Raw genomic sequence first — 26,629 nt, 5'->3', positions numbered from 1 at the left:
TTGAACCCCGCGCGGGACGGCAATTTGTCCGCCTCGATGAACCGGCGCGGCCCCGGTGCGTTATGTGTGATGACAATCGCAGGAGTCATCGCATGAGCCGCAACCAGCAACCCATTCCCGAGCGTCCCAACGCGCCCGGCCCGGCCAAATCGGACAGCTATGGCCCGGTCAAAGTCGAAAAGAAGCCCTTGGAGGAAAAGGGAAAATACGACAAGCCGTCCGATCCCGCGGACGATTTCGTCATCGACGAGGAGCGCGACAAACCAATTCGCGGAAACGAGTCGCCGAAAGATTAATCCGTGTCGGCGACAGCGTTATGCTCGGGGCGTCCCTTGAAGCCCTGCGCCACCACGAACTTCTCGGAACTGTCGGACCGGCTTGCCCCCGGTTTGACGTTCGAGACCTTGGTGAAGCGTTGTTTCAGCAGCTTCTGCATGTCGCCCTCGGCCCCGCCTGCCAGAACCTTGGCGACAAAGGTGCCGCCGGGAGCCAGCACGTCGAACGCAAGCTCCGCCGCCGCTTCACAGAGCGCGATGATCCGCAGGTGATCGGTCTGTTTATGACCCGAACTGCTGGCGGCCATATCCGACAAGACGACATCCGCCTTACCGTCCAGCCAGCTTTTGATGGTATCGTCCGCGCCTTCGGCAAGGAAATCCAGGACATGGATCTCGGCACCAGGCACATCGTCCACTTCCTGCAGGTCAAGGCCGATAAGGCGGCCGATTTTCTTCTTGGGGTTTTCGCCCAATGAATTGATCCGCGGCACCGCCACCTGCAACCAGCCACCGGGCGCACAGCCCAGATCAATGACCCGCGCACCGGGGATCAGGAATCCGTATTTATCGTCCAACTCCATGATCTTGAACGCCGCGCGACCACGATACCCTTCGGCCCGCGCACGAGCGACATAAGGGTCGTTGAGTTGCCGCTCCAGCCACAGCTTGGACGACATCTTGCGCCCGCGCGCCGTCTTCACCTTGACGGTAAGGTCGCGATAGCCGCGTCCGGAGGCATTGCCCGATGAGACGCCTTTGGTGGGTTTCTTTGCCATGCCATACCCCGTAATGCGCAAAACGCTGGATCGTAAGCCTTCGCGGAAGCCTTTTTGCAGAAGTCTTCAATGAAACCTCTGAAAGTCCGTTCCTGAAGGGCTTAAAGCGGCCCGTCGTCCAGCACCCCGTCGGCCGACATCTGCGCATAGAGCAACCCTTCGCGCAGGCCCCTGTCTGCCACGGAAAGCCGGTCGGTGGGCCAGACCCGTAGCAGCGCCTGAAGGATCGCCGCACCCGACATGATCAGCGAATGCCGGTCTCGTCCGATACGCGGGTCGTTGCGCCGCCCGTCGGGGCCCTGGGCCAGATAGCCCCGGATCACCCGGTCGATCTGACCGGTCGTCATCCGCAACCCGTCGACCTTGTTGCGATCGTATCGACGCAGGTTCAGATGCGTGGCCGCCACGGTCGTGACCGTGCCGCTGGTGCCGACGATCTGGAAGCCGGGATCGGCGTCGCCCTCGGCATCCGCGTAGGGCGAGAATTCAGCCAGACATTCCTCGAAATGCCAGGACATCAGCGCAAAGCGTGCCGCGTCGTCGGTGACATCGCGGAACTGATCCTTGAGCGTTGCAACGCCCAGAGGGATGCTGATCCAGTCGACGACCTTGGCACGGGGGAACGGGTCGTCTGCGCTGCCCTTGAAGCCCGCATGCAGGCGCATGATCGCCCGTGAGCGGTCGTGCCGTGGGACACGAGTCAGGTCGATCCAGACCAGTTCGGTGGACCCGCCACCGATATCCACGACAAGCAATTGTTCGGTCTTGGCACTGACCAGCGGGGCGCAGGACACGACGGCCAGTCGCGCCTCCTCCTCCGGCTCGATGATTTCAAGCGGCAGTTCGGTCTCGCGACACACCAGATCGATGAATTCGCTGGCGTTGGTGGCACGGCGACAGGCCTCGGTCGCGACCAGCCGCATCCGCTTGACGTCGTGGGTTTCCAGTTTCCGGCGACAGATTTTCAGTGCGCCGATCGTGCGCGCCATGGACGCGCGGCTCAGACGGCCCGACTGTTCCAGACCGTTGCCCAACTGAACGGACTTGGAGAAACTGTCGACGACATGCAGTTGGTTGCCTTTTGGCTGAGCAATCAGCATCCGGCACGAATTCGTGCCAAGATCCAGCGCGGCGTAAAGCTCTGCCGGGTCGGGGCGGTCGCCGGGCGTCCGCGTGTCTGGTGTCGGCCGCACTACGGGTCCGGACCTGGCGATGCGCTGGGCACCGGCATCAGATCCCGCGCCCTTGGCCGGGTTTTCCGGTGGCATCGCCGCCTCCGCATATATGGTTGCGAGCACCGTAGCCGCCCGATGTCCCATGACACAAGCATTCTTCATCTTGAACTTGAAGTATTCGGGGGTCACCGCCCCTCGTCCCCGGCGGCAAGTTCGCATATCTGATCGGTGTCGCCATCGGGCGGCACCACGTCGAAATCGGGACGGGCGGCGGGGAGCCGGGGCCCTATACACGCCGGAAATCAGCGGAAATCACGAAAACCCAAGGGTGGCACTCATGACGCAGATCACGGTCGTGTATTGGCGGGACATCCCGGCGCAGGTCATCTGCGGAAGCGGCAGGCGCGCGGCCAAGGTGCAATTGTCCGAACGCTTCGAACAGGCCATCGACCGGGCCGCCATGAAATCGGGCGCATCGGAAACCGACGCCTATCTCGCAGACTGGCGCAAAGTGCCCCATGGGGAAGCAGATGGCGATCATCATGCCGCCGCCGAAGCACACGCCGCCACGTTGGAAGCCGCCTGGACGCCGGAGCGTCTCAAAACAGTGGCCTTGGCCGGAGGAATCGAAACATGAGCATTCTTGGTTTCCGCAAGGCCCCGGCACCAACCCCGAAGAACGGCGTTCTGGCAGACTTTCTGGACGGTTTTTCCATTGAGGTGATGCCGCGCACCGCCGAAAAGGTCGAGGATTTCGCCGCAATCCTGCCGCAGGGCACCCGTGTCTACATTGCCCACATCGACGGCACTCCCGTCGAGGACATGGTCACGACCGCCGCGCGGCTGCGTGCTGACGGTATGACCCCGATGCCGCACTTTCCGGCGCGTATCATCAAGGACCGGGCGATGCTGACCGACTGGATCGCCCGATACCGGGGCGAGGCCGATGTCCGGCAGGCCCTTTTGCTGGCCGGGGGCGTAGCGGAACCGGCCGGGGCGTTTGAAAACTCCATGCAGATGATGGAATCGGGTGCGTTCGACGGGTTCGAGCGTCTGCATGTCGCCGGCCACCCCGAAGGCAACCGGGATATCGATATCGACGGCGGGGACAAGAACGTCTCGGATGCGCTTGTCTGGAAACAGAAGTTTTCCGAACGCACAGATGCGAAGATGGCCATCGCCACGCAATTCTGCTTCGAGGCCGCGCCGGTGATCGAATGGGCGAACGGCATCCGGGCGGCTGGCATCGATCTGCCTGTCCATATCGGCCTTGCCGGGCCTGCCAAGTTGCAGACCCTGATCAAGTTCGCCATTGCCTGCGGCGTCGGTCCCAGCTTGCGTGTGTTGCAGAAGCGCGCGATGGACGTGACCAAGCTGCTGCTGCCTTATGAGCCCACCGAAATTGCAACCGATCTTGCGCGCCACAAGGCCGCGAACCCCGACTTCAACATTGCAGCGGTCCACATTTTCCCATTGGGCGGGATCAAGACCTCGGCCGATTGGCTCAAGGTTCATGCGAAGGATGAAGAATGACGCGTACCGTACTGGAATCAAAAACAAAGACCGTTGTCATCGGCTTTGATGAACCGTTCTGCGTTATCGGCGAACGCATCAATCCGACGGGCCGAAAGAAGCTGGCGGCCGAATTGGAGATGGACGACTTCTCGACGGTCGAGCGCGATGCGCTGGAACAAGTGGCCTGCGGGGCGATGGTTCTCGATGTCAATTCTGGCGCCGTTTTCACCAACAAGATGGCCGAAGATCCGCGTTATGCCGACAACAACTTCGTCGAACCGACATTGATGAAAGCGCTGATCGAGCGGGTGCAGGCTCTGGTCGACGTACCGCTTTGCATCGACAGTTCGGTCCCCGGCGCGCTGGAAAACGGTCTGATGGCCGCCGAAGGTCGTCCCCTGCTGAATTCCGTCACCGGTGAGGAGGAGCGGCTGGAACTGGTTCTGCCGCTGGTCAAGAAATACAACGTGCCCGTGGTCGCGATCTCGAACGACGACACCGGCATTTCCGAAGATCCAGACGTGCGTTTCGCCGTGGCCAAGAAGATCGTCGAACGTGCCGCTGATTTCGGCATTCCGGCGCATGATATCGTGGTCGACCCGCTGGTCATGCCAATCGGCGCGATGGCGACCGCCGGACATCAGGTTTTCACCCTCGTCCGTCGTTTGCGCGACGAACTGGGCGTGAACACCACCTGTGGCGCATCGAACATCAGCTTCGGTCTGCCCAACCGTCACGGCGTCAATGCGGCCTTCCTGCCGATGGCGATGGCGGCGGGTATGACAAGCGCGATCATGAATCCCATCCGTCATCAGGAGATGGAGGCGATCAACGCAGCCAACCTGTTGATGAACCACGACCCCAACGGTGGCAAATGGATCGGCTTCAGCCGTGTGCTGGATGCGGTGAAGGAGGGTGCCACCTTTGCCGAAGCCGCTCAGGCCGCCGCCGCTTCCGGCGCCAGGTCCGGGGGGCGGCGCGGCGGTCGGCGGCGCGCCTGATGCTATGACGGACCACCACGTCATCTTCATGCCATCGGGAAAGCGGGGCCGCTTTCCCACCGGCACCCCCGTGCTGACGGCGGCGCGCCAGTTGGGCGTCGATCTGGATTCGGTATGCGGCGGGCGGGGCATATGTTCGAAATGTCAGGTCCAGCCGGGCGAAGGATCGTTTTCGAAGCTGGGCGTCACCGTATCGCCGGGCGCATTATCGGAATTCAACGCGGTCGAGCGCCGATATGATGAGAAGCGCGGACTGAAACCCGGTCGTCGCCTGGGCTGCCAGGCGACGGTGCAGGGCGACGTGGTGATCGACGTGCCGCCGGAAAGCCAGGTCCACCGACAGATCGTGCGCAAGGCCGCCAGCGACAAAGCGATCGTCATGGACCCGGCCACGCGGCTGCATTTCGTTACCGTCGAAGAACCAGACATGGACGCTCCGTCGGGCGATCTGGAACGGCTGCGCGATGCATTGAAATCTCAATGGGGGCTGAATGGGTTGGATATCGCCCTGCCCCTTCTGCGTCAGGTGCAGCCGGTTCTGAGATCTGGAAACTGGCAGGTTACTGTGGCCGTCAACCATGACGAGAACCGGATCACCGCCCTGTTTCCCGGCTTGCGGGAAGCACCCCTGCTGGGGCTGGCCATCGACCTCGGTTCGACAACGATTGCCGCGCATCTGTGCGATCTGTCGACCGGCGAGGTGCGCGCGTCGGGCGGCATGATGAACCCGCAGATCCGGTTCGGCGAAGACCTGATGAGCCGGGTCAGCTATTCCATGATGAACCCCGGTGGTGACCTCGAGATGACCGCCGCAGTCCGTCAGGCGCTGGATGCGTTGGCCGTCGAACTGGCGACCGAAGCCGGTATTCCCTCCGGCGATATCGTCGAGGCTGTGATCGTCTGCAACCCGGTCATGCACCACCTTCTGCTGGGCGTGGACCCTGTGGAATTGGGCCAGTCGCCCTTCGCGCTGGCCACGTCTGACGCGTTGCGACTGGCGGCTTCGGACATAGGTCTGACCTCGATTGCCGATGGCGCGCGCGTCTATGTCTTGCCTTGCATAGCGGGCCATGTCGGGGCGGATGCGGCCGCCGTCGCCCTGGCCGAAGCGCCCGATCAGGCCGACCCGCTGACCCTTATCGTCGACGTCGGCACCAATGCCGAAATCATTCTGGGCAACCGCGAGCGACTGCTGGCCTGTTCCTCGCCCACCGGGCCTGCGTTCGAAGGGGCACAGATCAGCGCCGGGCAACGCGCGGCGCCGGGTGCCATCGAGCGTGTGCAGATCGACCCGGTCACCAAGGAGCCGCGCTTTCGCGTGATCGGCAGCGAGTTGTGGTCCGACGAGGATGGCTTTGCCGAGGCGACCAAGGCCAGCGGTATCACGGGCATCTGCGGGTCGGGCATCATCGAGGCAGTGGCCGAAATGCGGATGGCGGGCATCGTCGATGCCAAGGGCTTGATCGGCTCGCCCGCGCAGGTCGGGTCGTCGCGTCTGGAACTGGACGGACGCACGCATTCCTATCTGCTGTGGGAAGGCGACGACCGCCGCATTCAGGTCACGCAGAACGATATCCGTGCAATCCAGCTGGCGAAATCGGCGCTCTATGCCGGGGCGCGCCTGCTGATGGACGAAGCCGGTGTGAATACGGTCGACAAGATCACGCTGGCCGGGGCCTTCGGGGCGCATATCTCGCCCAAGCACGCAATGGTTCTGGGCATGATCCCCGACGCCGATCTGACCGCCGTGACCAGCGCCGGCAACGCCGCCGGGCACGGGGCGCGCATCGCGCTGTGCAATCGCGCGGCCCGCGCGCACATCGAGGGTCTGGTACGGCGCATCGAAAAGATCGAGACCGCCGTGGCTCCGCGTTTTCAGGAACACTTCGTGGCCGCCAACGCGATCCCCCATGCGACGGCCCCGTTCCCGCATCTGATGGCGGAACTGACCCTGCCGGATGTCAGCTGGAACACCGCGTCGGAGGGGCGCAGGCGTCGCCGCTAGGTCTGTCCTTGCTCTGAAACATTCCGGCGGCGAATTCGCGAATGGGCTGGACCCGACATTCTAAAGTCGGATGACCTGCCCACCCGCCGCCGTCGCATCCGCCTTGTCGTGGGTCACCAGCAGCGCGGGGATGCCGACCGCGCGGATACGGTCAAATACCAGTTTGCGTATCTGGTCGCGCAGGCCGTCGTCCAGTTTCGAAAACGGCTCGTCCAGCAACAGGGCGCAGGGCTTCGACAGCAATGTCCGCATTAATGCCACGCGCGCCGCCTGTCCGCCCGACAGGGTGGCCGGATCGCGGGGGCCGTAACCCTGCAACCCGATCTCCGCCAGGGCAGCAGTGACGGTATCGCGCCGGGCCTTGCGCGTGCCGCCACGCGGTAATCCGAAAGCAAGGTTCGCGGCGACATCGAGATGCGGAAACAACAGCGGGTCCTGATAGAGGATGCCGATATGCCGGGCTTCGGGCGGCATGTCAGTCAGATCGCGACCATCCAGCAGGACATGCCCCGTGGCTCGGAATGCGGGGGCAAGATCGCCCATTATGGCACTGAGCAGCGTGGACTTGCCCGACCCGGATGGTCCCATCAGGGTGAGTACATCGCCCGGCCGCACATGCGCATCGACCGCCAGAAGCGGCAGACCGTTCCGGCAGATCTCAATGTTTTGGATCGTCAGACCGTCGGTCATCGGTGCAGTCCCCGGCGATGTCGAAAAACGATCGCAGGAACGGTCAGTGCCATCGCGAAGGGCAGCAAGGCCGCCAACGCCTGCCCCAGACCCCAGACGCCGATCGCGCGGCGGTCGCCGCCCGACGACAGGGCCACCGCCTCGGTCACCAATGTCGTTACCCGGCCCCCGCCCAGAAGCAGCGTGGCAAGATACTGTCCGACGGACACTGCCACGCCTACTGCCACGGCAGTCAGCACAGGACCGGTCAGCATCGGCAGCCGCAGACGCCAGAGTGTGCGGTTCGGACTGGCCCCCAGCCCCGCTCCGATGCGGGCCAGTCGGGCGTCCCACGCGCGGAACGGCCCGGACAGCGACAGGAATACATAGGGCAGCACAAAGACGACATGCCCCGCCAGCACCAGCCAGACGGAGGGCCCGAACCCCAGCGTCAGCGGCAGAAGCTGCAAGCCGGGCAAGAAAGCAACCTGTGGGATCAGCAGCGGCAGATACAGTAGCCAGAGCGCACGTTGACCCAGCGTCAAACCAAAGCGATGTTCGGCCTCCAGACAGCCGACCACGAGGGTCAGGGAGATTATCGTCGCGGCCCCGGCCAGCGCCAGCGTACCGAATGCCGTGCGCGCCATGTCCGGTCCGAACCGCGACCAGCTGCGCAGCGTCAGCGCCTCGGGCAGCAAGTCGGGATAGGCCCATCGCGCCGCGACAGACCACATCGCCAGCGCCGCGAGACCGGCCAGCACCATGGCGGCGGACCCGGTGGCCAGCGTCAGCCCGCACCCCCGCGCCAGCCGCTCCGGCGCACCGCGCCCCGACCAGACCCAGGCGCGGCCGATCCGTGCCATCAGACGTTCCGCGACCAGCCATACGGCCAGCACGACCAGCGTCGCCGCGAACAGGATCAGCCCACCTGCCGCCGCGACCGCGCGGGCCGACAGGTCGGGGTCCATCATCCAGCGGGTCACCTGCACCGATAATGTCGTCGGCGTCGTCGGCCCCAGGATCACGGCCACATCAACGTTGGTCATGCCGAAAACCAGCACGACCAGAACCGGCAGGCGCATCTGGGCATAGACGTCGGGAAAGACCGCTTTCATCCATGCCGATACCCGCCCCTGCCCCAACGACCGCGCCACGGCGAGGCGCGGGCCGGCGGACACCTGCGTCAGGGCGGCGAGCATCATCAGCAGCAGAAACGGCATCTCTTTCGCGATCAGCCCGGCGGTCAGGGACAGACCCCAGGGGTCGTTCAGGATCAGCAGGTCAGGCGCGGCTTCCCAGCCCATCACGTTTGCCGGTATTCGCAGGATCCAGCCCGAGGGCGACACAAGAAACGCCAGCCCGAGCGCCGCCGCCGCATGCGGCACGGCGAGAAGCGGCGACAACATCCGCTCCAGCCAGACGAAGACCCGCGTACCATGCCAGCCTGCCGTGATTAGCGCCGCCACCGACAGCGCGCCCAGCGTGGACAATATGCCTGATGTTACCGAGACGGTCAGAGCTCGCGGCAGGCCCGGCCAGGTCAGTGCCATTGTCATCGGGCGATCCGCCCCTGGCACCAGATAACCGAAGGCGGGCAGGATTGTCCCGATCAGGCCGAATAGCACCGGTCCCGCCAGCACGAGTGCCGTCAGAAGGGGCAGCGGGCGTAGCACCTGGGACGACTACTCCGCAACACCATAGCGGGCGACCCAATCGTCGGCCAGCCGAGTGGCCCAGCTTGGGTGCGGTTCCGGCAGGGCCTGGCCGAGTTCTGCAGGCGAAAGGGTGGCGATGCCAAGGTCGAGCGCTTCGAAAGCGGCCCGATCGGCCTCGGGTATCCTGTCCATGTCCAGAACCGTACCATAGCCCAGAATGCCTGGCGTCTGCGCCCGCAGTTGCGCCTCGGGCGACAGCAGGATGTTGGCCACGACCATCGCGCCTTCCTTGGAGGAGGAATTGAAAGGGATCGCCACGAAACTGGCATTACCCAGCGTGCCACCGTCCAGAACATAGGTTCGAACCGTTTCCGGCAGATCGAAGTTGGCGATGGCGGTCGTTGCCTCACCGGGCGAAAAGCTGAAGGCGATGTCGGTTTCGCCGTCGTTGATCAGCTGCAACTGGCGCGGACCCGTTTCGGGATAGGCGCGCCCCTGACGCCACAGATACGGCGTCAGCTGGTCCAGATAGTCCCAAAGGATCGCGGTCACATCTTCGTAGTCCTCGTCCACCGGATTTTGCAGCACGGCGGGGTCCGGCACCAGTTCGATAAGCATCTGTTTCAGGAACGTCGTGCCCAGAAAATCGGGCGGCTGCGGATAGGTGAAACGGCCCGGATTTTCCTGTGCCCACTGCAGCAGCCGGGCGGCATTTTTTGGCGGCTCAGGCACGCGGGCGCTGTCGTAGACGAACACCAGTTGGGCCATTGCCCACGGGCTCTCGTAACCTTCGGTCGGGACGGTGAAGTCACGGGTGACGGTCTTGCCGTCCACATCGACGTATTGCCAATTCGGCAATTGCTCGGCGAAAGGGCCAAACAGCAGACCAACGGATTTCATCGAGGCGAAATTCGCCCCGTTGATCCAGATCAGATCGACCGACCCGCCGGTTTCACGCCCGGCCTGCAATTCGGTCAGAACGGCACCGACGGCATCGGCGGTGTCGGACAGTTTGACATGTTCAAGCCTGACACCCTGTTGCTCCGCCCGGTCGCCGATCCAGGCGATGAAATCGTTCGTCGCGGTCGATCCGCCCCAGGCGTACCAATAGACGGTCTGTCCCTGCGCAGCCTGCGAAACCGCGTCCCAGTCCGACACGTCTGGGTTGGCCATGGCAGCCGGAGAGGCGAAGGCCAGTGCAGCGATCAGCGGGGCCGTCAGAAAAGTCGGAAAACGCATGGCAATCTCTCATTTCAGCAAGTTTCGTGCATTGATGACGCGGGCGACGGCGGTGAGCAAGCAAAGTGAACCAAAGATCCAGGCCATAGGAATGAAGTACTGCGGCAGAAGGCATAGCAGAACGAGGAAAGCGATCGTCTCGGTTCCTTCCAGCAGTCCCGCAGAATAATAGAGCGATTTGACGCCCTGGGCTGACGTCGACAGCCCGCGCTTTTCCGCGACTATAGCGTAGCCGAGAAAGCTGCTTCCGTTCACATAAAACGTCAGAAGCAGGAATGCAGCGGATAGCGCATTCGCCGGATCGAGCACTGCGAATGCAAAGGGCACAGCGCCGTAGAAAACGAAATCGCACCAGATATCGAGGTAGCCGCCGAAGTCCGTCGTTTGTGTGGCCCGAGCAACCGCACCGTCCAGCCCATCCAGCAGTCGTGACGCCAGCAAGGGCAGCAAGGCCCAGCCCGGCGCGCCCGCAGCAATCACGGCGGCGCTGACAAGGCCCAGGGATAGACCGGTCAGCGTCACGCCATCCGCCGTCCAGCCCGCCCGTGCAAGTGTCCGACCCAGCCGGTTCAGAGGCGGATTGATGAGGGGTCTGGCAAATCGGTCGAGCATCGGGCCTCTGGCAGACAAATCCAATGCATTCACTTGCATCGCCGACTGGGGCGGACAAGGCAAAAGACCGTGAGGATCAAAGCGCTTCTGCGTCAGGATTGCAAGGTCAGGCGCGTCAGCGCCATGCCCGACAGCAGTGCCATAACGGCCGCACAGGCCAGTGACAGCGCCAGTCCGCCCGCCTGATACGTCAGCCCCGACAGTACCGTGCCGATCAGCCGTCCGCCCGCGTTCGCCATGTAATAGAACCCCACGTCCATCGTGACCCGCTTGTCTCCGGCGAAGTCCAGGATCAGAAAAGAATGCATTGCAGAGTTCACGGCAAAGACTGCGCCAAACAGCACAAGTCCGGCCAGCACCGGCCAGACTGCGTTCGGAGCCGCGACCACCAGTGCGGCCAATGCACCCGTCGCGACGGCCAGCGCACCGACCCAGAACAGGGCGCGACGTGCCGACCCTGCCCCCAGACGCGGGGCCGTAGCCTGCATCGCACCGTAGAATATGATCCAGAAAGCCATGAAGCCGCCGGTCAGGAAGAACGCCTCCTCGGGGCCGCGATCCTGCGCCAGCGCGACGGTCAGCCAGATCGGAAGGGCGACGACGAACCAGACGTCGCGCGCACCGAACAGGAACAGGCGCGCCAGCGAAAGCCAGTTGATGCGGCTGTCAGTACTGAAGACATGGGTGAATTTCGCACCTTTGTCGCGCACCGTCAGCCCGCCCGGAAGGAAGGTCACGATAGCCACCAGCACGACTGTCAGACTGCCCGCCAGAGTCCAGAGTGCGGGGACGAACCCGACTCCGCCCAGCAGTGCCGCGCCCAGAAAGAAGCCCAAGCCCTTGACCGCGTTCTTCGACCCGGTCAGCGCCGCGACCCAGGCATAGAGCCCCTGCCCCGGCGGTGCGAGCAGCTTGACCGCAGATTTCGACGCCGTCTTGGTCAGATCCTTGGCCACCCCCGACGCGCCCTGCACCAGCATCACGAAAACGACCGACGTGGCCATGGCCCAGCCCGCATCAAGTTGCGTCAAAGCCGCCAGCGCCACGATCTGCAACGCCAGTCCGGCAAGCAGAGTCGAGGCCAGACCGAAACGTGCCGCCAGCCAGCCCGCCGTTAGATTGGTGACGATGCCCGCGACTTCATACAATACGAACAGCCATGCCAGCGTCAGCGGCGAAAACCCCAGACGGTGGAAGTGCAGCAGCACCAGCATCCGCAAGGCGCCATCGGTCAGCATAAACGCCCAATAGGCCGCCGTGACTGCCGCGTAGCCGCGAAGGGATGTCACGCGGCCATCATCCGTGCAATGTCGCACAGGCGGACGGCATAACCGAATTCGTTGTCATACCACGCATAAATTTTCAGATGCGTGCCCTGCACCACCACCGTCGATGGCCCGTCGATCACCACGGAGCGTCGGTCGTTCAGGTAATCGGAACTGACCAGGGGACGGTCCTCCAACCCCAGAATACCTGCCATGGACCCGGCTTCGGCTGCGCGGAAGGCATCGTTTACCTCCTCCGCCGTGACATTCCGTGCCATCTCGAAGGCACAGTCGGTCAGCGAAGCGTTCAGGAGCGGCACGCGGACCGCATGGCCCGTCAGGCGGCCTTCCAGATCGGGGAAGATATCCATGATCGCCTTGGCCGATCCGGTCGTCGTCGGCACCAGATTGGTCAAGGCCGAACGGGCGCGGCGCGGATCCTTGTGAACACGGTCAACCATCGTCTGCGTATTGGTCACGTCGTGGATGGTCGTAAAGCTGCCGTGTCTGATGCCAAAGGCATCGCGCAGGACGGCCACAATCGGCGCGAGGCAGTTGGTGGTGCAACTGGCCCCCGTCACGAGCCGCTGCGACCCGTCGTAGCGGTCGTGATTTACCCCGTAAACAAGGTTCAGCGCGCCATCGCCCTTGACCGGGGCAGATACCAGGACGCTTGCGATCCCGGCGTCCCAATAGGGCTGGATCGTGGCTTGGGTCTTGAAGGTGCCGGTGCAGTCGATGACCATATCGACACCGTTCAGCGGAAGATCCGCAATCGTGCGGCGGTTGGTGAATGGGATGCGGTCATTGCCCAGAACCAGCATGTCGCCCTGCGCGTGACATGCGCGCGACCAGCGTCCGTGAACGCTGTCGAATTCCATGAGCAGGGCGTGTTGCTCGGCATCGCCACCCGCGTCGTTAACGCCGACGATCTCGATCTGTCCCGGTTGGTCCAGCAATTCGCGCAGGGCGAGCTTTCCGATACGACCGAGACCGTTCAGGATTGCTTTCATTAGTCATCTCCGGCCGCAATGTGGGTCGGATAGGCGACTTGCATGACAATTTGGTGACAGTCACGATGCCGTCACGCTTTTCTTGCTGAAAATCCCGGTATAAGACGCAGCGCACGGGGGTGTGGCCGAGCGGTCGAAGGCACCGGTCTTGAAAACCGGCAGGCGCGAGAGTGTCTCGTGGGTTCGAATCCCACCGCCCCCGCCATCTTCCCTTTTCTCTCTGAGGTGTCCTCTATTTCACCGCAATTTCTGCCGTCTTTCCGCGGGTTAGCATTATGCCCGCTGAGGGTGCTGTCAGAACAAATCGACTTGAGGCGGGCAGGTCTGTTTCATAGCCTTTGCTCATGACAAAACCTGACCCGTTCAAGTATTTTCACAGATGCTCCGAAGTCATTCGCCTGGCGGTGATGATGTACGTCCGCTTCCCACTTTCGTTTCGAAACGTCGAAGATCTATTGCACCAGCGTGGCATCGACATCAGTCACGAAACGGTGCGGTATTGGTGGAATCGTTTTGGCACGATGCTGTCCTTGCAGAGACTAGTTCGAATCCGCCTGACAGAACCACCGATATCGCGACATACTTATATTAAGATATAAATGGCGCACCCGAGAGATGGAGCTAAATGGCTTTCAGATCAAAGGCTTGCGAGGAAAAGTTGGAAGTTTCCGGCCCTAAACATATCAATGGGTTACGATCCGGACTTCCAACTTTCTCGTGAGCCCGATCCGCTGCTTTGACGATGCCGACATCGCCCTCACCGTAAGACCTCGTATTCGTATAGCTCGAGGTCACGACGATACGCACGGGCGACAAAATCCGCGTGCTGACCCGTAAGCTCCAATGGCAAACTGCTCCGGTCAGACCTATTTTCGTGCGGCAGATCCCAATCAGGCAACTCCAGATCCGTCATAAGTTTTGAAAAGTCGTCGCTCAACTTCTCAAATCTCAGTATGCGGTCTGCAAACTGAACATTTCCCAAGTGCGTATAGTTGAACTGTGGAGCCAGATGGGTTTTGTATGGTTCCTTTTTGACGAGATCGTCGTACTGGTCGATCAAATCTTCTACTGACATTTTGAAGTAGCCGGCCATCGACAGGAAGCGATCGTAAGGGTTTCGAACGACGGCGAATATGAAATATCTCGACAGCTCAGCATCGTCGATCCTCCTTAGCCAACGGTCAATCTTATGGGTGCATCTTTCTTATGGATGAAACCACCGAGCTTCGGTTCAAGAGTCTTCCTCAGGATGCTGGTCCCAGCCGTTTTGGCCGCCTTCATATAGAGAAGGCGTCTCCCCTTGTGCACGACCATGCTTCCGGAGTTTGGGTGAGACTTCAGGAACGAAGACAAGCCGATGCGGCTTTCCAAAACTTGTTCGCTCTTCTTCCACATTCCCGTCACTCCCCGAGTTGCGTGCTCTCTCAAGACACAGCATCCCCCGATCGGGCCGTCGAGGCAAACAAGATGCCGACTTGCAACTTTCGCTGGCATCTGTCCGTGCTATTACAATGAAGCTTCCAGCGCGTGTCGCCCGTGCCGTTGCCCGCGATGCGCTGCACGGCGGAGACGAGTTCGTGGTCGTAGATGCGGCCGTAGTCGGGGCCGGTCACGGCGCGCAGCTCGGTGCGGCCATTCGCGACCTCCATGGTTTTGATTTGCTCGGCCCGGTGGTTGGTCAGCCCGTATTGCAGGTTGATCCCAGCCAGCGGCGCGGGCAGTTGCCGCAGATAGGCGGCCGGCGCGCCGACGAGGCTCGAGAGCTGGCCAAAGGACCAATGCGTCGGCGCGATGGGTTCATCCGCATCGGGCAGGACAAGGCCCAGCTGCTCCGGGTTGTCCCGATGCGCCTCGACCCGGATCGCTGCGCTTTCCACCGTGCGCGTCCGGCTCCGCTCTGCCCGGCCTTTGACCGAGGCGAAGAGATCATCGAGCGACAGATACCGCTCGTCATCCGGCCGCGAGAACCATTCGGACGACACGCGGTCCACATTCTTGCCGCGCGACACATCCACCTTGTAGCCGCCGCTGATATCACGCCCGGCATCGATGATTTCGGTATTCATGGGGAAACCTCCGCGACGGGCGCCGGAGGCCTCTCCTCCAGCCCTCAATCCGTCACGGCCCTCCCTGCCCGCCTCTGACTCTCAAGACGTCAAAAAGCAGGAGCCAGCGACACCGTCGATGGCAAGCAATTCGCGGGTTTTAGGGGGGAAGTGGCGCACCCAGTAGGATTCGAACCTACGACCTTCGCCTTCGGAGGGCGACACTCTATCCAGCTGAGCTATGGGTGCAAACTGCTTACGCAGTGCTTACTTCAATTTTCCACGGGATTAAAGCAAAGATCGGCAGCCCCGCAAACCACTGATTCCAAACGTTTATTTTCACTCGCCTTCACACACGAAACCCTTGACATCAGCCTTCGGAGGGCGGCGCTCTATCCAGCTGAGCTACGGGTGCGTATCTTGATTCAGCTGCTTATACGATGCTTACGCGAGATATATCAGTGTTCCAACCATCTCATCGCTGCCAGTATAAGCAGTCAATTCTTGACCAAGTTTCCTCATTTCCATTCAAAACTGCCCCTTTACTTATCCTTCAAAGCGGTAACGCTATATCCTGCCAAGCTATGGGACCCTGCGCGGCAGGGGATAGCCGCGAACCCCGACCTCTGCAAGTCACTTCGCATGGTGCTTTTTCACCTGCGCCAGCACCGACTTTGCGGCGCGCAGGCCTGGTGCCTCGCCACCCCGGCCCAACCGCCGCATCGTCAGCTCCAGTGCCTCGGCCTGCCGCATTCGCTCGGACGGGACCGACATCAGCCGCGCGAAGGCCGTGCCGACAGGGCCGGGCAGACAAGCGGGGCCAAGAAATTCCGGCACGGCCTTTTGTTCGGTCACCAGATTGACCAGCGTGACGGTGTCGATCTTCATCATCCGGCTGATGATCTGCCAACTGAGCCAGCTCATATCGTAGGCAATGACCATCGGTGTGCCCGAGGCCGCCAATTCCAGGCTCACCGTGCCCGAGGCCGCCAGCGCCGCCGTCGCCGCACCGAAGGCGGCGCGTTTCTCCGCCGTGTCGGTCACCACCAGAGGATTGCCGGGCCAGAGCCGGGTCAGGTCGCGCACCATGTCGGCCAGGTGCGGCACGGTTGGTACGACCACGCGGGCGTCCTTCGGCAATTGCTCCAGGGCGCGACCGAAGACCGGCGCCAGCCGCGAAACCTCGCCCCGCCGTGACCCTGGCAGGACAAGGGCGATGCGGTCACCATGGGCCGCCTTGAATAATGCGATTTCCGCATCGGTTGCCTGCGGCTCGGACACGACCGGGTGGCCGACGAAATCGCAGGTCATCCCGACGGCTTCCATGAGGGGCGGCTCGAACGGCAACAAGGCCAAAACATGGTCGATCGAACGCGCCATTTTTGCCGCCCGCCCTTTGCGCCATGCCCAGACAGACGGAGCGACATAGTGGATCGTCCTGAGCGTCGGAGTGGCGGCCCGGGCACGGGACGCGACCCGCAGGCAGAAATCGGGGCTGTCGATGGTCACGAGGGCGTCCGGCTGCATCTCGGTAATTGCGTCAACCGCCTGATCTCGTCGGCGAAACAGGTCGGGCAGACGGGGCAGCACTTCGGACAGACCCATGACCGACAGAACCTCCATCGGGAACAGGCTTTGCAAGCCTTCGGCAATCATTTCCGGACCGCCGATGCCCGCGATCCCGATCTCCGGCTCCAGCACACGCAGGCCACGCATCAGCGCAGCACCCAATCGGTCGCCCGACGGCTCCCCGGCGATCAGAAACAGCCGCGTCACTGGGTCCACGTCGTCAGAAACAGTCCGGTCCTGGTCAGGCGATGCGTCATTTCCTGTGCGTCCAGAACCAGAATGTCGTCCTGCACCACCGCGATACCTGACAGACCCGCAGCTGCAGCTCCGGTCACAGTATCCGGGCCTATGGTCGCCATATCGACACGGCGGTCCTGGCGGGCCTTTGCCGCTTTGAACAAAACGCCGCCAACAGGTCCATCGAAATGCCTCAGGCTGGCCAGCATCCAGTCGGTTCCCGGCATCGCCTCAATGGACAGCACCTGCCCCCCCGCGACGACACAGCCCTGCCCGACGTCCAGCGGGTCAAGGGCAGCGTGAACCTGCATGGCGCGCGCTATATCCTTCCTGTCACGATCCGAAGGGGTGCCCTGCACAGGGACAACCAGAAGCGACGGCAACACGTCCTGCGCGGCAATAACGTGTAGCCCCGCCTCCTCGAATATCTCCAGTACGACCCGCAATGCCGAGTCGTCACCTGCCTGCAAAGCCTGCATCATGCGTGGAACCAGCGGCAATGTTGCCGCATCGATAGCCGATGAGTCTAACAGGGGGCGTGCGATCCGGCCAGCAAAACAAACCTCGGTCACGCCATTCGCCTGCAACGCGGCGATGAAACTGCCCAGGCGTTCGATGCGGAACGGTTGCGACGACACATCGTCCGGTGCAAATCCGTCGAGATGGTAACAAATGGCATCGGGTCTTGCGCAGGCCAGTAACTGCGGCAGCGCCCCCTGCCCTGCAATCAGTGCCAGCGTCACTTCGGAACCAGAAAGCTGCGATCCGAAGCACCGGTGATGAAATCGACCATGCGCCGGACGTAATCGCTATCGGTTTCGTCGCCAAGACGGCGAGCACGTTCCAGAAATGTGCCCTCTCCCTGTTTCAGGGTCAGCAGCGCGACTCGCAATGCCTGTATGTCCGCACGGTCAACGCCCCTGCGCTTCAACCCGACGAGATTGAGTCCGTCCAGCTCGGCCCGCGGGCCGGTCACGAGGCCATAGGGAACCACGTCGTTCGTCACCATCGACAGTGCACCGATGATTGCGCCCTGCCCGATGCGCACCCATTGATGAATACCCGACAGCCCACCGATGATGACGTCGTCCTCGATTTGGCAATGGCCCGCCACGGCAGTCTGGTTCACCACGATCACCCGATCGCCAATGCGGCAGTCGTGCGCGATGTGGCATCCGGCCATGAACAGGCCGTCGTCGCCCACCACCGTCTCGCCGCCGCCCTGTGCAGTGCCGGTATTCATCGTCACATGTTCGCGGATGCGATTGCGCGCGCCGACGATCAGTCGCGTCTTTTCGCCGCCAAACTTCAGATCCTGCGGCACTTCACCGATGGACGCGAAGGGGAAGATAACCGTGCCGTCACCGATCTCGGTCTGCCCCGTGACGACGGCGTGGCTGCGAACGTCGACGCCCGTGGCCAGAACGACTTCGGGACCAATTAAGGTAAATGCGCCGACCGAGACGCCCGCGCCGATCTCCGCGCCGTCTTCGATCACGGCTGACGGGTGGATCCTGGCCGTCGGATCAATGCTCACTTCGGCAGATCCATCATTGCGGTGAAATCGGCCTCAGCCGCCATTTCGCCGTTCACCGTCGCTTCGCCGTGGAAACGCCAGACCTTGGCGCCGGGCTTGCCGCGGGTGACATCGACTTTCAGTTCGAGCACGTCGCCGGGGATGACCTTGCGACGGAACTTGCAGCCATCGATCGCCATGAAATAGACTAGGAATTCCTTATCCGCCAAATCGTTGGACACACCCACCATGACTGCCGCCGTCTGCGCCATCGCCTCGATAATGGTGACGCCCGGCATGATCGGAGCGCCTGGAAAATGGCCCTGAAAGTGCGGTTCGTTGAAAGTCACGTTCTTGATGCCGCATGCCGAAGTATTGGCGACGATATCGCGCACCTTGTCGATCAGCAAAAAGGGATAGCGATGCGGAATGATCCGCTGGATCAGGTGAATATCGGCTTCGGTGGTCATGCGCGGCCCCTTCGTGTTGCGATCGGCAGTTAACGTGCGGCGGGCGGTCGGGGCAAGCGTGGGCTATTTGCCGGGGGCAGCGCCGGGGGTAGGACGGGGTTCGGGTATGGTCCGATCCAGAAGCCCGCTGCCGTCCCCCAGCATCGCGTCGATCCGAGTTTGCGCCAGCGCGGTAATATCGACCTGATCGGCAGACGCGATGACAATCCGCCGGTCCAGGATCACCAGGGCGCCGGTTTCGCGGGCCAGATCCACCAGAACCGGGTTGGCACGCTCGAAGAATATCTGCTGTGCGCGCTCGGTCTGTTGTGTAATGGCGCGGGCCTTTGCGTCCTGCGCCTGTCGGATCCCGGTAACGCGGCTGTCGAAGTCGTCCGCAAGGGTGCGGAAAGCAACGACGTCCATTTCGTCGCGTCTTATGGTCAGAGCGCGTTCCTCGGCCTCCAACTCGGCCTCGATACGGCGGTTCTCGGCGGCCAGTTCGGTCGAGGCCGTCTCGATATCGCGGGCAACCCGCCGTCCGAACAAGCTGTTGCTGAACAATGTATCACGGTCCAGAACCACAACCGCCGATTGCGGCACGCCCACGGCCTGTGGTGGGTCGACCGCCTGCTGCGCCGACCCCGAGCCCGTAGCGCAAGCGACAATGGTCGCCAGCAACAGCCCGGCACGCCGCATCAGAACCGCGTCTGGATCGTCAGGTCGAACGTCTGCTCCCGGTCAAACGACCGCTTGTTGATCGCGCGGGTAAAGTTGAAGCGCAGCGGACCGATCGCCGTATCCCAGAGAACACCAACCCCAACAGCCGAATTGAGATAAAAGTCGTCATCCACATTCGAGCCAGCAGGAATGTCGTCCAGCCCCCAGACCGACGCCATATCGAGGAACGTAGCACCCGTTATTCCATATTCCTCCGGAATGAACCCAAGGGGAAACTGCGCCTCGAACCTTGCAGCGACGAAATAATTGCCGCCCAGCGTCGCATCGTCGAAGTTCAGGTCGCGCGGACCGATGCCGCCCGACTCGAAGCCGCGAATGATCGACTGATTGTTGAAGAACCGGTTCGAGCTGCGCGAGATGCCATCGCCAAGCGACGTCAGAACGCCGCCTTCGAAGGTGCCGTTCAGGGTCACTTCGTCGTTGCGAACGGTGCGCTGGGCCGACGCCAGAAACGTCGTTTTGATGAATTCCTCGTCCCCGCCAACGCCCGCGAACTGCTGACCGAAGCGCAGGCGAACACCGCGCGTCGGGTCCAGACCGGTATTGATCGTGCTGTAGGTATAGTTATAGCCGACCGAAGAAGTGATCGCCTCGCCGACGTCGGCCAACAGAACAGGCGACAACGTGGTCCCGGACCGTTCGGTCAGTTTGTCGGTAGCAAAGCTGTAGTAGGTGTTCAGGCGGCTGAATTCGCCGACGGGAAACTCCAGCCCGGTGCGGAAGCCGGCGCTGCGCGAGTCGAAGGTCCGCGAATCCTGCGAGCTTTCGCTGTAGAAGATCGAGAATGACAGCGCCAGATCGCGGTTCAGGAAAAACGGCTCCACGAACGTGAGGTTCGAAGCTGAATTTTCCGAGCCGGTGTCGATCGAAAAACTCAGGATCTGGCCGCGCCCCAGAAAGTTCGTCTCCGAGAAGTTGAACGATACGCCGACGCCGCTTTCGACGGAGTAATTCGCACCGAACCCCAGCGATCCAGTGGGCTGCTCCTCGACGTTGACGTCGACGATGACGGACTCTGGCGTCGTGCCTTCACGTGCCTCCACGTCGGCCTGACTGAAATACCCCAGGGCGCGAATGCGTTCGGCCGAGGCGCGAATTTCGCGTGGGTTGAACGGATCGCCTTCGACGGTATCGAACTGGCGGCGGATGACCCGGTCCAGCGTCGTGGCATTGCCTTCGATGTCGATCCGCTCGACGAACAGACGCTCGCCGCGTTCCAGAACGAAATCGACATCCAGCGTCCGGGCGGCATCGTTGCGCGTGATCTGGGGCGTGGCCCGCACGAAGGTCAGGCCCTGCCGCGTAGCCAGAAGCTCCAGCCGCTGAATCTGCCGCTCGATTGACTGCGGATTGAAGATATCGCCTGGCTTTACCCGGACTTCGGCCTGATATTCCGGCACATTGATATCGGGAAGGGTCGATACGGCGTTGACCTGTCCGAAGCGGAATTGCTGCCCCTCCTGAATGCGGAACGTCAGGAAATAGGCGTCGCGGCTGGGCGCAAGTTCGGGCGTGGCAGACAGGACCTGAACATCAGCATATCCGCGCGACAGATAGAAATCCCGCAGGAGTTGCGTGTCCAGCGCGACCCGGTCGGCGATGAAGGTGTCCGAACCGATGAAGGTGCGGAACAGACCGGCCTGCTTGGTTTCCAGGATGCGGCGCAGGCGGCGGTCGGAAAAGGCTCGGTTACCGACAAAGCTCAAACGCTCCACTTCGGATACGCGGCCTTCTGCGATTTCGAAAACCAGATCGACGCGATTATCGCTGCGGCGGATGATCTTGGGCTGCACCGTGGCGGACAACCGTCCCTCGATCGCGTAAGCTTCGCTGATTGCGGCGGCATCGCGTTCGGCCTGTGCCGGGGAATAGACGCGACGCACCTGACTTCCGATCAGCGTCTCGATCTGTTCGTCCTTGATGCGATTGTTGCCTTCGATGGAAATGCGGTTGACCGTCGGATACTCGTTCACGATCACCAGCAGCTTGGACCCCTGCGGCACGATTTCGACCGTCTCGAACAGACCCGACGCCTGAAGCCGCTGAAAGCCATCGTTCAATTGGCCCGCGGAAATCGGCTGTCCCGGCGTCACGCCCAGTGTGGACAGGACCGACGCGGTTTCGATGCGGGTGTTGCCCTGTACTTCGAAGGTCTGGAACTGGAAGGTCTGCGCTTGTGCCGCTCCGGCCATCAGGACTGCGCCAAGCAGGGCCAACAGCGTCAGCCGCAAGCCGTAAATCCAGGATGTGAGGATGGAGGTTGCCCTCCGACCGACGCCATTCTGCGCCTTGCCGTGCTCGATCATGTCTTTACCGCCCCGTTACGACATTCTTTGGAATGTCACTACCGAACGGTGGATTGCATGTCAAAGCGACAAAGCCCCGGATGGGGCCTTGGTTACATGAATTGTTTCATGTGTGTGCAGAGGGTTTCTGCGCAACTCCCTCAGCCGTATGGTTCGTCTATCAGAGCGACTGGACCCACGCCGCCAGCAGAACCGCACCGAGAATGGCGAAAGCCGACAGAAAGCGGTCGATGTTCAAGCCCATGAAGACCGAGAGGCCACGATATCCATTTTGCATTTGGCGCATGGGGACAACCCTATAAAAACATGTCCCTCTTGATGCCGCCGGAATGGGGCGGGATTGGGGCGACCATCGGGCGATTTCGGACCGTTTCGGTTGCCGAACAGTAAACAAGCCGATGGCGGGGCGAAGGATTGCCCGCGCCCGCGCCGCTATCCGCCGATCATGCGCAGGTCAGATCGTTAAACAATGCGAACACCATAAGTGCCCCCATGAGTGCGATTCCGATCATCATCAAGATCCGCACCGCATTGTCCGACGGCGGCTTGCCGCGCACCGCCTCATAAGCGTGGAACACCAGATGTCCGCCGTCCAGCACCGGTATGGGGAACAGGTTCAGCATTCCCACTGCCGCCGACAACAGCGCAATGAAACCGATAAAGGTCGCGGCGCCGTGGCTGGCAGCGACCGCACTGGTCTGGGCAATTCCGATCGGCCCCGACAGGTTGCAGGTGCTGATCTTGCCGGTGATGATATAGCCCAGCGACGATAGCGACCGACCCAGGATCGACCAGACCTGCTGACCGCCGAAACTGATCGCCTCGATCGGACCGGACCTGACGGTCGCAGGCTCGAACGCGAGAGAGCTGGTGATGCCGATCAGGGCGCGACGCTCGAACCCGCCATCGGGCAGTGGCACGTCGCGCATCCGCGGTTGCAGAATGAAGTCGAGGATTTCGCCGTCGCGCCAGGCCGTCAACGTGACTGTCCCCCCGTCCGCCGCCTTGACGACCGCTTGCAGGTCCGAGAACGAGTAAAGCGGGTTACCTTCAGCCGTCAGGATGACATCGCCAGGACGCATCCCGATATCCCAGGCGGCAGATCGCGGCTGCACCGTATCGGCACGCGCGGGCATCGGTGGCGTCGCCTCGACCTCAATCACGGACCCGTCGCGGAGCACTTCATAGGGCAGCAACGGGACCGACGGCAGATCGCGCACCACATTGTTCAGATCTGCGAATGTCTCGATCGGATTGCCAGCAATCGACAGGATCTGATCGCCCGGTTCCAGTTGGATCATCTCGGGCGGAAGCAAAACAGTCTCGCCGACGGTGGGCATTTCGGTCGGACGCCCCAGGAACATGACCATCCCTGCGAACAGCAGGATCGACAGGATGAAATTGAAAACAGGACCCGCCGCGACGGTCGCCGCGCGGCGCCAGAGTGATGCGCCGGTCATGGTCTGGGCGCGTTCCTCGGGCGTCATTTCCTCCAAAGTGCCGTCATCGCCGACCGACGCGGCATTGCCGTCGCCGCGAAACTTGACGTATCCTCCCAGCGGCAACGCCGCCATCTGCCAGCGTGTGCCGTGCCGGTCCATCCGCGAAAACAGGATCGGGCCGAAGCCAATGGAAAAAACATCCGCCTTGATCCCGCACCAGCGTCCGACGATGTAATGGCCATATTCATGGATAGCGACGATGATGGACAAGGCCAGCACAAACGCGAGGATCGTCCAGATCAGGCCGCCGAACTGCGGGATGAGGTCTGCAAACATGTAAGGTCTTTCCTGCTCAGGCGGCGCGGAGGGTCTGCGCAAGCTCCTGCACGATGGCTCGCGTCAGTCGATCGGTGTCCTGCACCATATCGAGTGAAAGCATGGCAGCTTCAAGGCTTCCCTGCCCATCCAGCCGATCAAGTGCCCGTTCGACCAGCGGTGCCATGTCGGTAAACCGGATGCGGCGGTCGATGAAAAGGTCCAATGCATGTTCTTTTGCGGCGTTGAACGCGGCCCCTGCAAGTCCGCCCCTTGCCATGACGAAATCGGCCAGCGCCAGTGCCGGATAGCGCGCCGCGTCAGGCGCGTGAAAATCGAGGCGGGCAATATCCGCAAGGTTCAGCCGCGCCACCGGCAGCGCCACGCGGTCGGGCCAATTGAGCGCATAACCGATGGCATGACGCATGTCGGGCGCGCCAAGGTGCGCCATCATTGCACCGTCGACGAATTGCACCAACGCATGGATCAGACTTTGCGGGTGAATGATGGTTTCGATCTGCGAACGGTTTAATCCGAAGAATTCCTTCGTCTCGATCAATTCCATCGCCTTGTTGAACATCGACGCGGAATCGATGGTGATCCGCTGGCCCATGTCCCAGTTCGGGTGCGTACCGGCCTGATCCGGTGTCGCCCCGGCCAATTTGTCCAGCGGCATATCGCGCAAGCCGCCGCCCGATGCGGTGATGACAACTTTCTCGACCGCTGCGATGTCTTCGCCCGCAAGTGCCTGAAACACGGCGGAATGCTCGCTGTCGACCGGCAGGATCGTCGTGCCGTGCCGCGTCGCCTCGGCCATCAGAAGCGGCCCGGCACAGACAAGGCTTTCCTTGTTGGCCAGCGCGACCGTCGTGCCATGCCGCAGGGCGCGCAGTCCGGGGGTCAGACCGGCCACCCCGACGATGGCCGACATGATCCAATCGGCGGGGCGGTCCGCCGCTTCCTCCAGCGCGGCAGTCCCGGCGGCGGCCTCGATACCGGTGCCGGCCAAGGCCTCGCGCAATGTGAAGAGTTGATCGTCGTAAGCTGTGACAGCAACATCCGCCCGCAGGCGGATCGCATCGGCGGCCAACAAGGCGACGTTATGTCCGCCGGTCAATGCCACGACATCGTAATCACCACGCCCAATCAGGTCGAGTGTGCTTTGACCGACCGAACCAGTCGCGCCGAAGATGGAGACGCGCTTCATCTAGACCCCCGGAACCGGCGGAAATTCCATCAGCGATTCAATCACGAGAAGCATCAATGCCGCGCCCAGCATCGCATCGAACCGGTCGAACAGCCCGCCATGGCCCGGCAGCAGATTGGAGCTGTCCTTGACGCTGGCCTTCCGCTTGACCGCCGATTCCGCGATATCGCCCATCTGCGCCATCATGGCGAGCGCTATGGAAATGCCGATCGTTTCCCACCCCGCATTCTGCCAGACGACCCAGACCCAGCCGACCAGTCCCGCGCCGATCCAGCCCGCGATGGTGCCGGACCAGGTTTTCTTGGGGCTGACGCGCGGCCAGAACTTCGGCCCGCCCAGCATCCGGCCCGCGAAATACCCCGCCACATCGGACATCACGACGACGGCGATCAGCCAGATCATCCAGATCAGACCGAACTGCGCCAGATGCTGCGTCAGCGCCAGACCGGCCAGCACGATGGCGGCGGAAAACCCGACCATGATCCGGCGGTCGTTGCGGATGAACGCAATCGCCGTCATCGGCACCAGCATCAGAAGCGGCAGGCCGAACCCGACCGGCATGATGTTGGCCACGAACAGCGCGACGCCGCCCACGACCGCCATCAGCCGCGCGCGTTTCCGCCCGCAGCGTAGCATCGTCGCCAACTCCCACAGCATTACCGCGACGCAGATGGATATCACCGTCACGAACCAAAAACCGCCCCCCCAGATCGCAACACCGCCGATCACCAGCAGAAAGAGCGCGGTTCCCATGCGCGGCGCAAGATCCTGAAACCGTCCCGCCACCTGTGGTTCGATCGGCGGGTCGAGGGTGAAATCGAACAACGGCGGTTCGTCTTCGGGGAGGTCGGAAGGATCGGTCATGCCTTGACACCTCCAAAGCGGCGATCTCGGCTGCCATAGCGGTCCAGAACCTCTTCGAACTTCGCGCGGGTGAAGTCGGGCCAGAGCGTATCGACGAATTCGTACTCGGCATAAGCCGATTGCCACAGCAGGAAATTCGAGATCCGCGCCTCGCCACTGGTGCGGATCACCAGGTCTGGGTCGGGCAGGACATGGGTATCCAGATAGCGCGGCAGCGTTTCGTCGGTGATTGCGTCCGGGTCCAGTTTACCATCGGCCACGTCACGGGCCAGACGCTTGGTGGCGCGCGCCACCTCGTCCCGGCCACCGTAGTTCAATGCAATGGTCAGGTGACAGCGAACGTTATGCGCGGTCAGCGCTTCGATCATGTCCATCAGACCGCGCAGCTTCTTGTCCAGACGCAGGCGGTCGCCGATGAACCGCACCCGCGTGCCTTGCTTCAACAGGGTCTGCGCTTCACTTTCTATATACCGACGGAACAACGTCATCAGGCCCGACACCTCGGCCTGAGTCCGCTTCCAGTTTTCGGTCGAGAAAGCGAAGATCGTGACGTACTCAACCCCCAGTTCGGGACAGGACTCGACGATTTCCCGAACCCGGCGCGCGCCCGCCCGGTGGCCCAGAAGACGCGGCCGACCCCGCTGTTCCGCCCAGCGACCATTACCATCCATGATGAAGGCAACGTGCCGGGGACCGGGTCTGGAAGCGGAAACGCCCTTACTCATCGTCTGATCC

The 26,629-nt window shown here is 62.2% G+C and carries 25 protein-coding genes, 2 tRNA genes and 2 pseudogenes; 7 read left to right on the top strand and 22 right to left on the bottom strand.

What is annotated here, in order from left to right:
- The first annotated feature begins 92 nt into the window (after window positions 1-92).
- Entirely contained in the window at window positions 93-296 is a 204-nt protein-coding gene (locus AC13C2_RS03725; RefSeq protein ID WP_092763276.1) for a hypothetical protein, read from the top strand.
- On the opposite strand, the gene AC13C2_RS03720 is transcribed toward AC13C2_RS03725, so the two are convergent.
- Both AC13C2_RS03720 and AC13C2_RS03715 read right to left on the bottom strand, forming a co-directional pair.
- Window positions 293-1,054: an RlmE family RNA methyltransferase gene (locus tag AC13C2_RS03720; RefSeq protein ID WP_482885969.1), complete on the bottom strand. Its 762-nt coding sequence runs from the start codon at window positions 1,052-1,054 to the stop codon at window positions 293-295. The genes AC13C2_RS03725 and AC13C2_RS03720 overlap by 4 nt on opposite strands.
- 101 nt (window positions 1,055-1,155) lie before the next feature.
- Window positions 1,156-2,322 (bottom strand): Ppx/GppA phosphatase family protein, encoded by a 1,167-nt coding sequence (locus tag AC13C2_RS03715; protein ID WP_474522208.1) that lies wholly within the window; start codon window positions 2,320-2,322, stop codon window positions 1,156-1,158.
- 244 nt (window positions 2,323-2,566) lie between these two features.
- On the opposite strand from AC13C2_RS03715, the gene AC13C2_RS03710 reads away from it, so the two are divergent.
- The 4 genes from AC13C2_RS03710 to AC13C2_RS03695 are packed head-to-tail and all read left to right on the top strand — an operon-like array spanning window position 2,567 to window position 6,750.
- Window positions 2,567-2,866, top strand: coding sequence for a virulence factor (locus tag AC13C2_RS03710; RefSeq protein ID WP_339640252.1), 300 nt, complete (start codon window positions 2,567-2,569; stop codon window positions 2,864-2,866).
- A complete protein-coding gene (locus tag AC13C2_RS03705) occupies window positions 2,863-3,762 on the top strand; it encodes a methylenetetrahydrofolate reductase (RefSeq protein WP_482885968.1) in 900 nt (299 codons plus the stop codon). Before AC13C2_RS03710 ends, AC13C2_RS03705 begins: the two co-directional genes overlap by 4 nt.
- Complete coding sequence (locus tag AC13C2_RS03700; protein WP_482885967.1) at window positions 3,759-4,745, top strand: methyltetrahydrofolate cobalamin methyltransferase; 987 nt, start codon at window positions 3,759-3,761, stop codon at window positions 4,743-4,745. Before AC13C2_RS03705 ends, AC13C2_RS03700 begins: the two co-directional genes overlap by 4 nt.
- A gap of 28 nt (window positions 4,746-4,773) precedes the next feature.
- A complete protein-coding gene (locus tag AC13C2_RS03695; protein ID WP_482885966.1) occupies window positions 4,774-6,750 on the top strand; it encodes an ASKHA domain-containing protein in 1,977 nt (658 codons plus the stop codon).
- 60 nt (window positions 6,751-6,810) lie between these two features.
- On the opposite strand, the gene AC13C2_RS03690 is transcribed toward AC13C2_RS03695, so the two are convergent.
- The 6 genes from AC13C2_RS03690 to AC13C2_RS03665 form a co-directional block, all read right to left on the bottom strand.
- Window positions 6,811-7,440 (bottom strand): ATP-binding cassette domain-containing protein, encoded by a 630-nt coding sequence (locus AC13C2_RS03690; RefSeq protein WP_092763288.1) that lies wholly within the window; start codon window positions 7,438-7,440, stop codon window positions 6,811-6,813.
- On the bottom strand, window positions 7,437-9,092 hold the full coding sequence (locus AC13C2_RS03685) for an ABC transporter permease (RefSeq protein ID WP_092763290.1): 1,656 nt from the start codon (window positions 9,090-9,092) through the stop codon (window positions 7,437-7,439). Before AC13C2_RS03685 ends, AC13C2_RS03690 begins: the two co-directional genes overlap by 4 nt.
- A 9-nt stretch (window positions 9,093-9,101) precedes the next feature.
- On the bottom strand, window positions 9,102-10,313 hold the full coding sequence (locus AC13C2_RS03680) for an ABC transporter substrate-binding protein (RefSeq protein WP_482885965.1): 1,212 nt from the start codon (window positions 10,311-10,313) through the stop codon (window positions 9,102-9,104).
- A 9-nt stretch (window positions 10,314-10,322) separates the two neighbouring features.
- Window positions 10,323-10,925 (bottom strand): CDP-alcohol phosphatidyltransferase family protein, encoded by a 603-nt coding sequence (locus tag AC13C2_RS03675; RefSeq protein WP_424338055.1) that lies wholly within the window; start codon window positions 10,923-10,925, stop codon window positions 10,323-10,325.
- A 92-nt stretch (window positions 10,926-11,017) separates the two neighbouring features.
- The gene (gene arsJ / locus AC13C2_RS03670; protein ID WP_424338056.1) at window positions 11,018-12,214 is read right to left on the bottom strand and encodes an organoarsenical effux MFS transporter ArsJ; all 1,197 of its coding nucleotides are present in this window, start codon (window positions 12,212-12,214) and stop codon (window positions 11,018-11,020) included.
- On the bottom strand, window positions 12,211-13,203 hold the full coding sequence (locus AC13C2_RS03665) for an ArsJ-associated glyceraldehyde-3-phosphate dehydrogenase (protein WP_482885964.1): 993 nt from the start codon (window positions 13,201-13,203) through the stop codon (window positions 12,211-12,213). The genes arsJ and AC13C2_RS03665 overlap by 4 nt, the downstream gene beginning before the upstream one ends.
- Window positions 13,204-13,318: 115 nt before the next feature.
- Here AC13C2_RS03665 and AC13C2_RS03660 point away from each other — a divergent pair.
- Together AC13C2_RS03660 and AC13C2_RS03655 are read left to right on the top strand one after the other, a co-directional pair.
- Window positions 13,319-13,408: transfer RNA gene (locus AC13C2_RS03660), tRNA-Ser, on the top strand.
- A gap of 139 nt (window positions 13,409-13,547) precedes the next feature.
- Window positions 13,548-13,739, top strand: a pseudogene (locus AC13C2_RS03655) (IS6 family transposase); the annotation flags it as partial.
- A gap of 221 nt (window positions 13,740-13,960) precedes the next feature.
- Here the strand turns inward: AC13C2_RS03655 and AC13C2_RS03650 are convergent.
- From AC13C2_RS03650 to uppS, 14 genes and pseudogenes are all read right to left on the bottom strand, one after another.
- Window positions 13,961-14,353: a sulfotransferase family 2 domain-containing protein gene (locus AC13C2_RS03650; protein ID WP_482886045.1), complete on the bottom strand. Its 393-nt coding sequence runs from the start codon at window positions 14,351-14,353 to the stop codon at window positions 13,961-13,963.
- Between the two features lie 364 nt (window positions 14,354-14,717).
- Window positions 14,718-15,269, bottom strand: a pseudogene (locus AC13C2_RS03645) (DUF932 domain-containing protein); the annotation flags it as partial.
- Between the two features lie 151 nt (window positions 15,270-15,420).
- Window positions 15,421-15,497: transfer RNA gene (locus AC13C2_RS03640), tRNA-Arg, on the bottom strand.
- 384 nt (window positions 15,498-15,881) lie between these two features.
- The gene (gene lpxB / locus AC13C2_RS03635; protein WP_482885963.1) at window positions 15,882-17,024 is read right to left on the bottom strand and encodes a lipid-A-disaccharide synthase; all 1,143 of its coding nucleotides are present in this window, start codon (window positions 17,022-17,024) and stop codon (window positions 15,882-15,884) included.
- On the bottom strand, window positions 17,021-17,797 hold the full coding sequence (locus AC13C2_RS03630) for an LpxI family protein (protein WP_424338061.1): 777 nt from the start codon (window positions 17,795-17,797) through the stop codon (window positions 17,021-17,023). Before AC13C2_RS03630 ends, lpxB begins: the two co-directional genes overlap by 4 nt.
- A complete protein-coding gene (gene lpxA, locus AC13C2_RS03625) occupies window positions 17,794-18,591 on the bottom strand; it encodes an acyl-ACP--UDP-N-acetylglucosamine O-acyltransferase (RefSeq protein WP_482885962.1) in 798 nt (265 codons plus the stop codon). The genes AC13C2_RS03630 and lpxA overlap by 4 nt, the downstream gene beginning before the upstream one ends.
- On the bottom strand, window positions 18,588-19,040 hold the full coding sequence (fabZ, locus tag AC13C2_RS03620) for a 3-hydroxyacyl-ACP dehydratase FabZ (RefSeq protein ID WP_092764696.1): 453 nt from the start codon (window positions 19,038-19,040) through the stop codon (window positions 18,588-18,590). Before fabZ ends, lpxA begins: the two co-directional genes overlap by 4 nt.
- A gap of 63 nt (window positions 19,041-19,103) precedes the next feature.
- Entirely contained in the window at window positions 19,104-19,718 is a 615-nt protein-coding gene (locus AC13C2_RS03615; RefSeq protein ID WP_339646897.1) for an OmpH/Skp family outer membrane protein, read from the bottom strand.
- Window positions 19,718-22,066: an outer membrane protein assembly factor BamA gene (gene bamA, locus AC13C2_RS03610; RefSeq protein ID WP_482885961.1), complete on the bottom strand. Its 2,349-nt coding sequence runs from the start codon at window positions 22,064-22,066 to the stop codon at window positions 19,718-19,720. The genes AC13C2_RS03615 and bamA overlap by 1 nt, the downstream gene beginning before the upstream one ends.
- A gap of 160 nt (window positions 22,067-22,226) precedes the next feature.
- On the bottom strand, window positions 22,227-22,352 hold the full coding sequence (locus tag AC13C2_RS03605; protein WP_281243238.1) for a hypothetical protein: 126 nt from the start codon (window positions 22,350-22,352) through the stop codon (window positions 22,227-22,229).
- Between the two features lie 157 nt (window positions 22,353-22,509).
- Window positions 22,510-23,844, bottom strand: coding sequence for an RIP metalloprotease RseP (gene rseP / locus AC13C2_RS03600; RefSeq protein WP_482885960.1), 1,335 nt, complete (start codon window positions 23,842-23,844; stop codon window positions 22,510-22,512).
- Between the two features lie 16 nt (window positions 23,845-23,860).
- The gene (gene dxr / locus AC13C2_RS03595; protein WP_482885959.1) at window positions 23,861-25,030 is read right to left on the bottom strand and encodes a 1-deoxy-D-xylulose-5-phosphate reductoisomerase; all 1,170 of its coding nucleotides are present in this window, start codon (window positions 25,028-25,030) and stop codon (window positions 23,861-23,863) included.
- Complete coding sequence (locus AC13C2_RS03590) at window positions 25,031-25,894, bottom strand: phosphatidate cytidylyltransferase (protein WP_092764688.1); 864 nt, start codon at window positions 25,892-25,894, stop codon at window positions 25,031-25,033.
- Window positions 25,891-26,619 (bottom strand): polyprenyl diphosphate synthase, encoded by a 729-nt coding sequence (uppS, locus tag AC13C2_RS03585; protein ID WP_092764686.1) that lies wholly within the window; start codon window positions 26,617-26,619, stop codon window positions 25,891-25,893. Before uppS ends, AC13C2_RS03590 begins: the two co-directional genes overlap by 4 nt.
- Window positions 26,620-26,629: the final 10 nt, after the last annotated feature.

Source organism: Jannaschia sp. L-14R (assembly GCF_056857695.1).
This window is presented reverse-complemented; position numbering and strand designations above follow the sequence as displayed.

Bases quoted from the DNA above. Each gene is read 5' to 3' on its own strand.
- AC13C2_RS03695 (WP_482885966.1), top strand. From the start codon at position 4,774: ATGCCATCGGGAAAGCGGGGCCGCTTTCCCACCGGCACCCCCGTGCTG.
- dxr (WP_482885959.1), bottom strand. From the start codon at position 25,030: ATGAAGCGCGTCTCCATCTTCGGCGCGACTGGTTCGGTCGGTCAAAGC.
- fabZ (WP_092764696.1), bottom strand. From the start codon at position 19,040: ATGACCACCGAAGCCGATATTCACCTGATCCAGCGGATCATTCCGCAT.
- AC13C2_RS03675 (WP_424338055.1), bottom strand. From the start codon at position 10,925: ATGCTCGACCGATTTGCCAGACCCCTCATCAATCCGCCTCTGAACCGG.
- uppS (WP_092764686.1), bottom strand. From the start codon at position 26,619: ATGAGTAAGGGCGTTTCCGCTTCCAGACCCGGTCCCCGGCACGTTGCC.
- rseP (WP_482885960.1), bottom strand. From the start codon at position 23,844: ATGTTTGCAGACCTCATCCCGCAGTTCGGCGGCCTGATCTGGACGATC.
- AC13C2_RS03615 (WP_339646897.1), bottom strand. From the start codon at position 19,718: ATGCGGCGTGCCGGGCTGTTGCTGGCGACCATTGTCGCTTGCGCTACG.
- AC13C2_RS03680 (WP_482885965.1), bottom strand. From the start codon at position 10,313: ATGCGTTTTCCGACTTTTCTGACGGCCCCGCTGATCGCTGCACTGGCC.
- AC13C2_RS03590 (WP_092764688.1), bottom strand. From the start codon at position 25,894: ATGACCGATCCTTCCGACCTCCCCGAAGACGAACCGCCGTTGTTCGAT.
- AC13C2_RS03665 (WP_482885964.1), bottom strand. From the start codon at position 13,203: ATGAAAGCAATCCTGAACGGTCTCGGTCGTATCGGAAAGCTCGCCCTG.
- AC13C2_RS03700 (WP_482885967.1), top strand. From the start codon at position 3,759: ATGACGCGTACCGTACTGGAATCAAAAACAAAGACCGTTGTCATCGGC.
- AC13C2_RS03725 (WP_092763276.1), top strand. From the start codon at position 93: ATGAGCCGCAACCAGCAACCCATTCCCGAGCGTCCCAACGCGCCCGGC.
- AC13C2_RS03720 (WP_482885969.1), bottom strand. From the start codon at position 1,054: ATGGCAAAGAAACCCACCAAAGGCGTCTCATCGGGCAATGCCTCCGGA.
- bamA (WP_482885961.1), bottom strand. From the start codon at position 22,066: ATGATCGAGCACGGCAAGGCGCAGAATGGCGTCGGTCGGAGGGCAACC.
- AC13C2_RS03690 (WP_092763288.1), bottom strand. From the start codon at position 7,440: ATGACCGACGGTCTGACGATCCAAAACATTGAGATCTGCCGGAACGGT.
- AC13C2_RS03715 (WP_474522208.1), bottom strand. From the start codon at position 2,322: ATGCCACCGGAAAACCCGGCCAAGGGCGCGGGATCTGATGCCGGTGCC.
- AC13C2_RS03705 (WP_482885968.1), top strand. From the start codon at position 2,863: ATGAGCATTCTTGGTTTCCGCAAGGCCCCGGCACCAACCCCGAAGAAC.
- AC13C2_RS03605 (WP_281243238.1), bottom strand. From the start codon at position 22,352: ATGCGCCAAATGCAAAATGGATATCGTGGCCTCTCGGTCTTCATGGGC.
- AC13C2_RS03710 (WP_339640252.1), top strand. From the start codon at position 2,567: ATGACGCAGATCACGGTCGTGTATTGGCGGGACATCCCGGCGCAGGTC.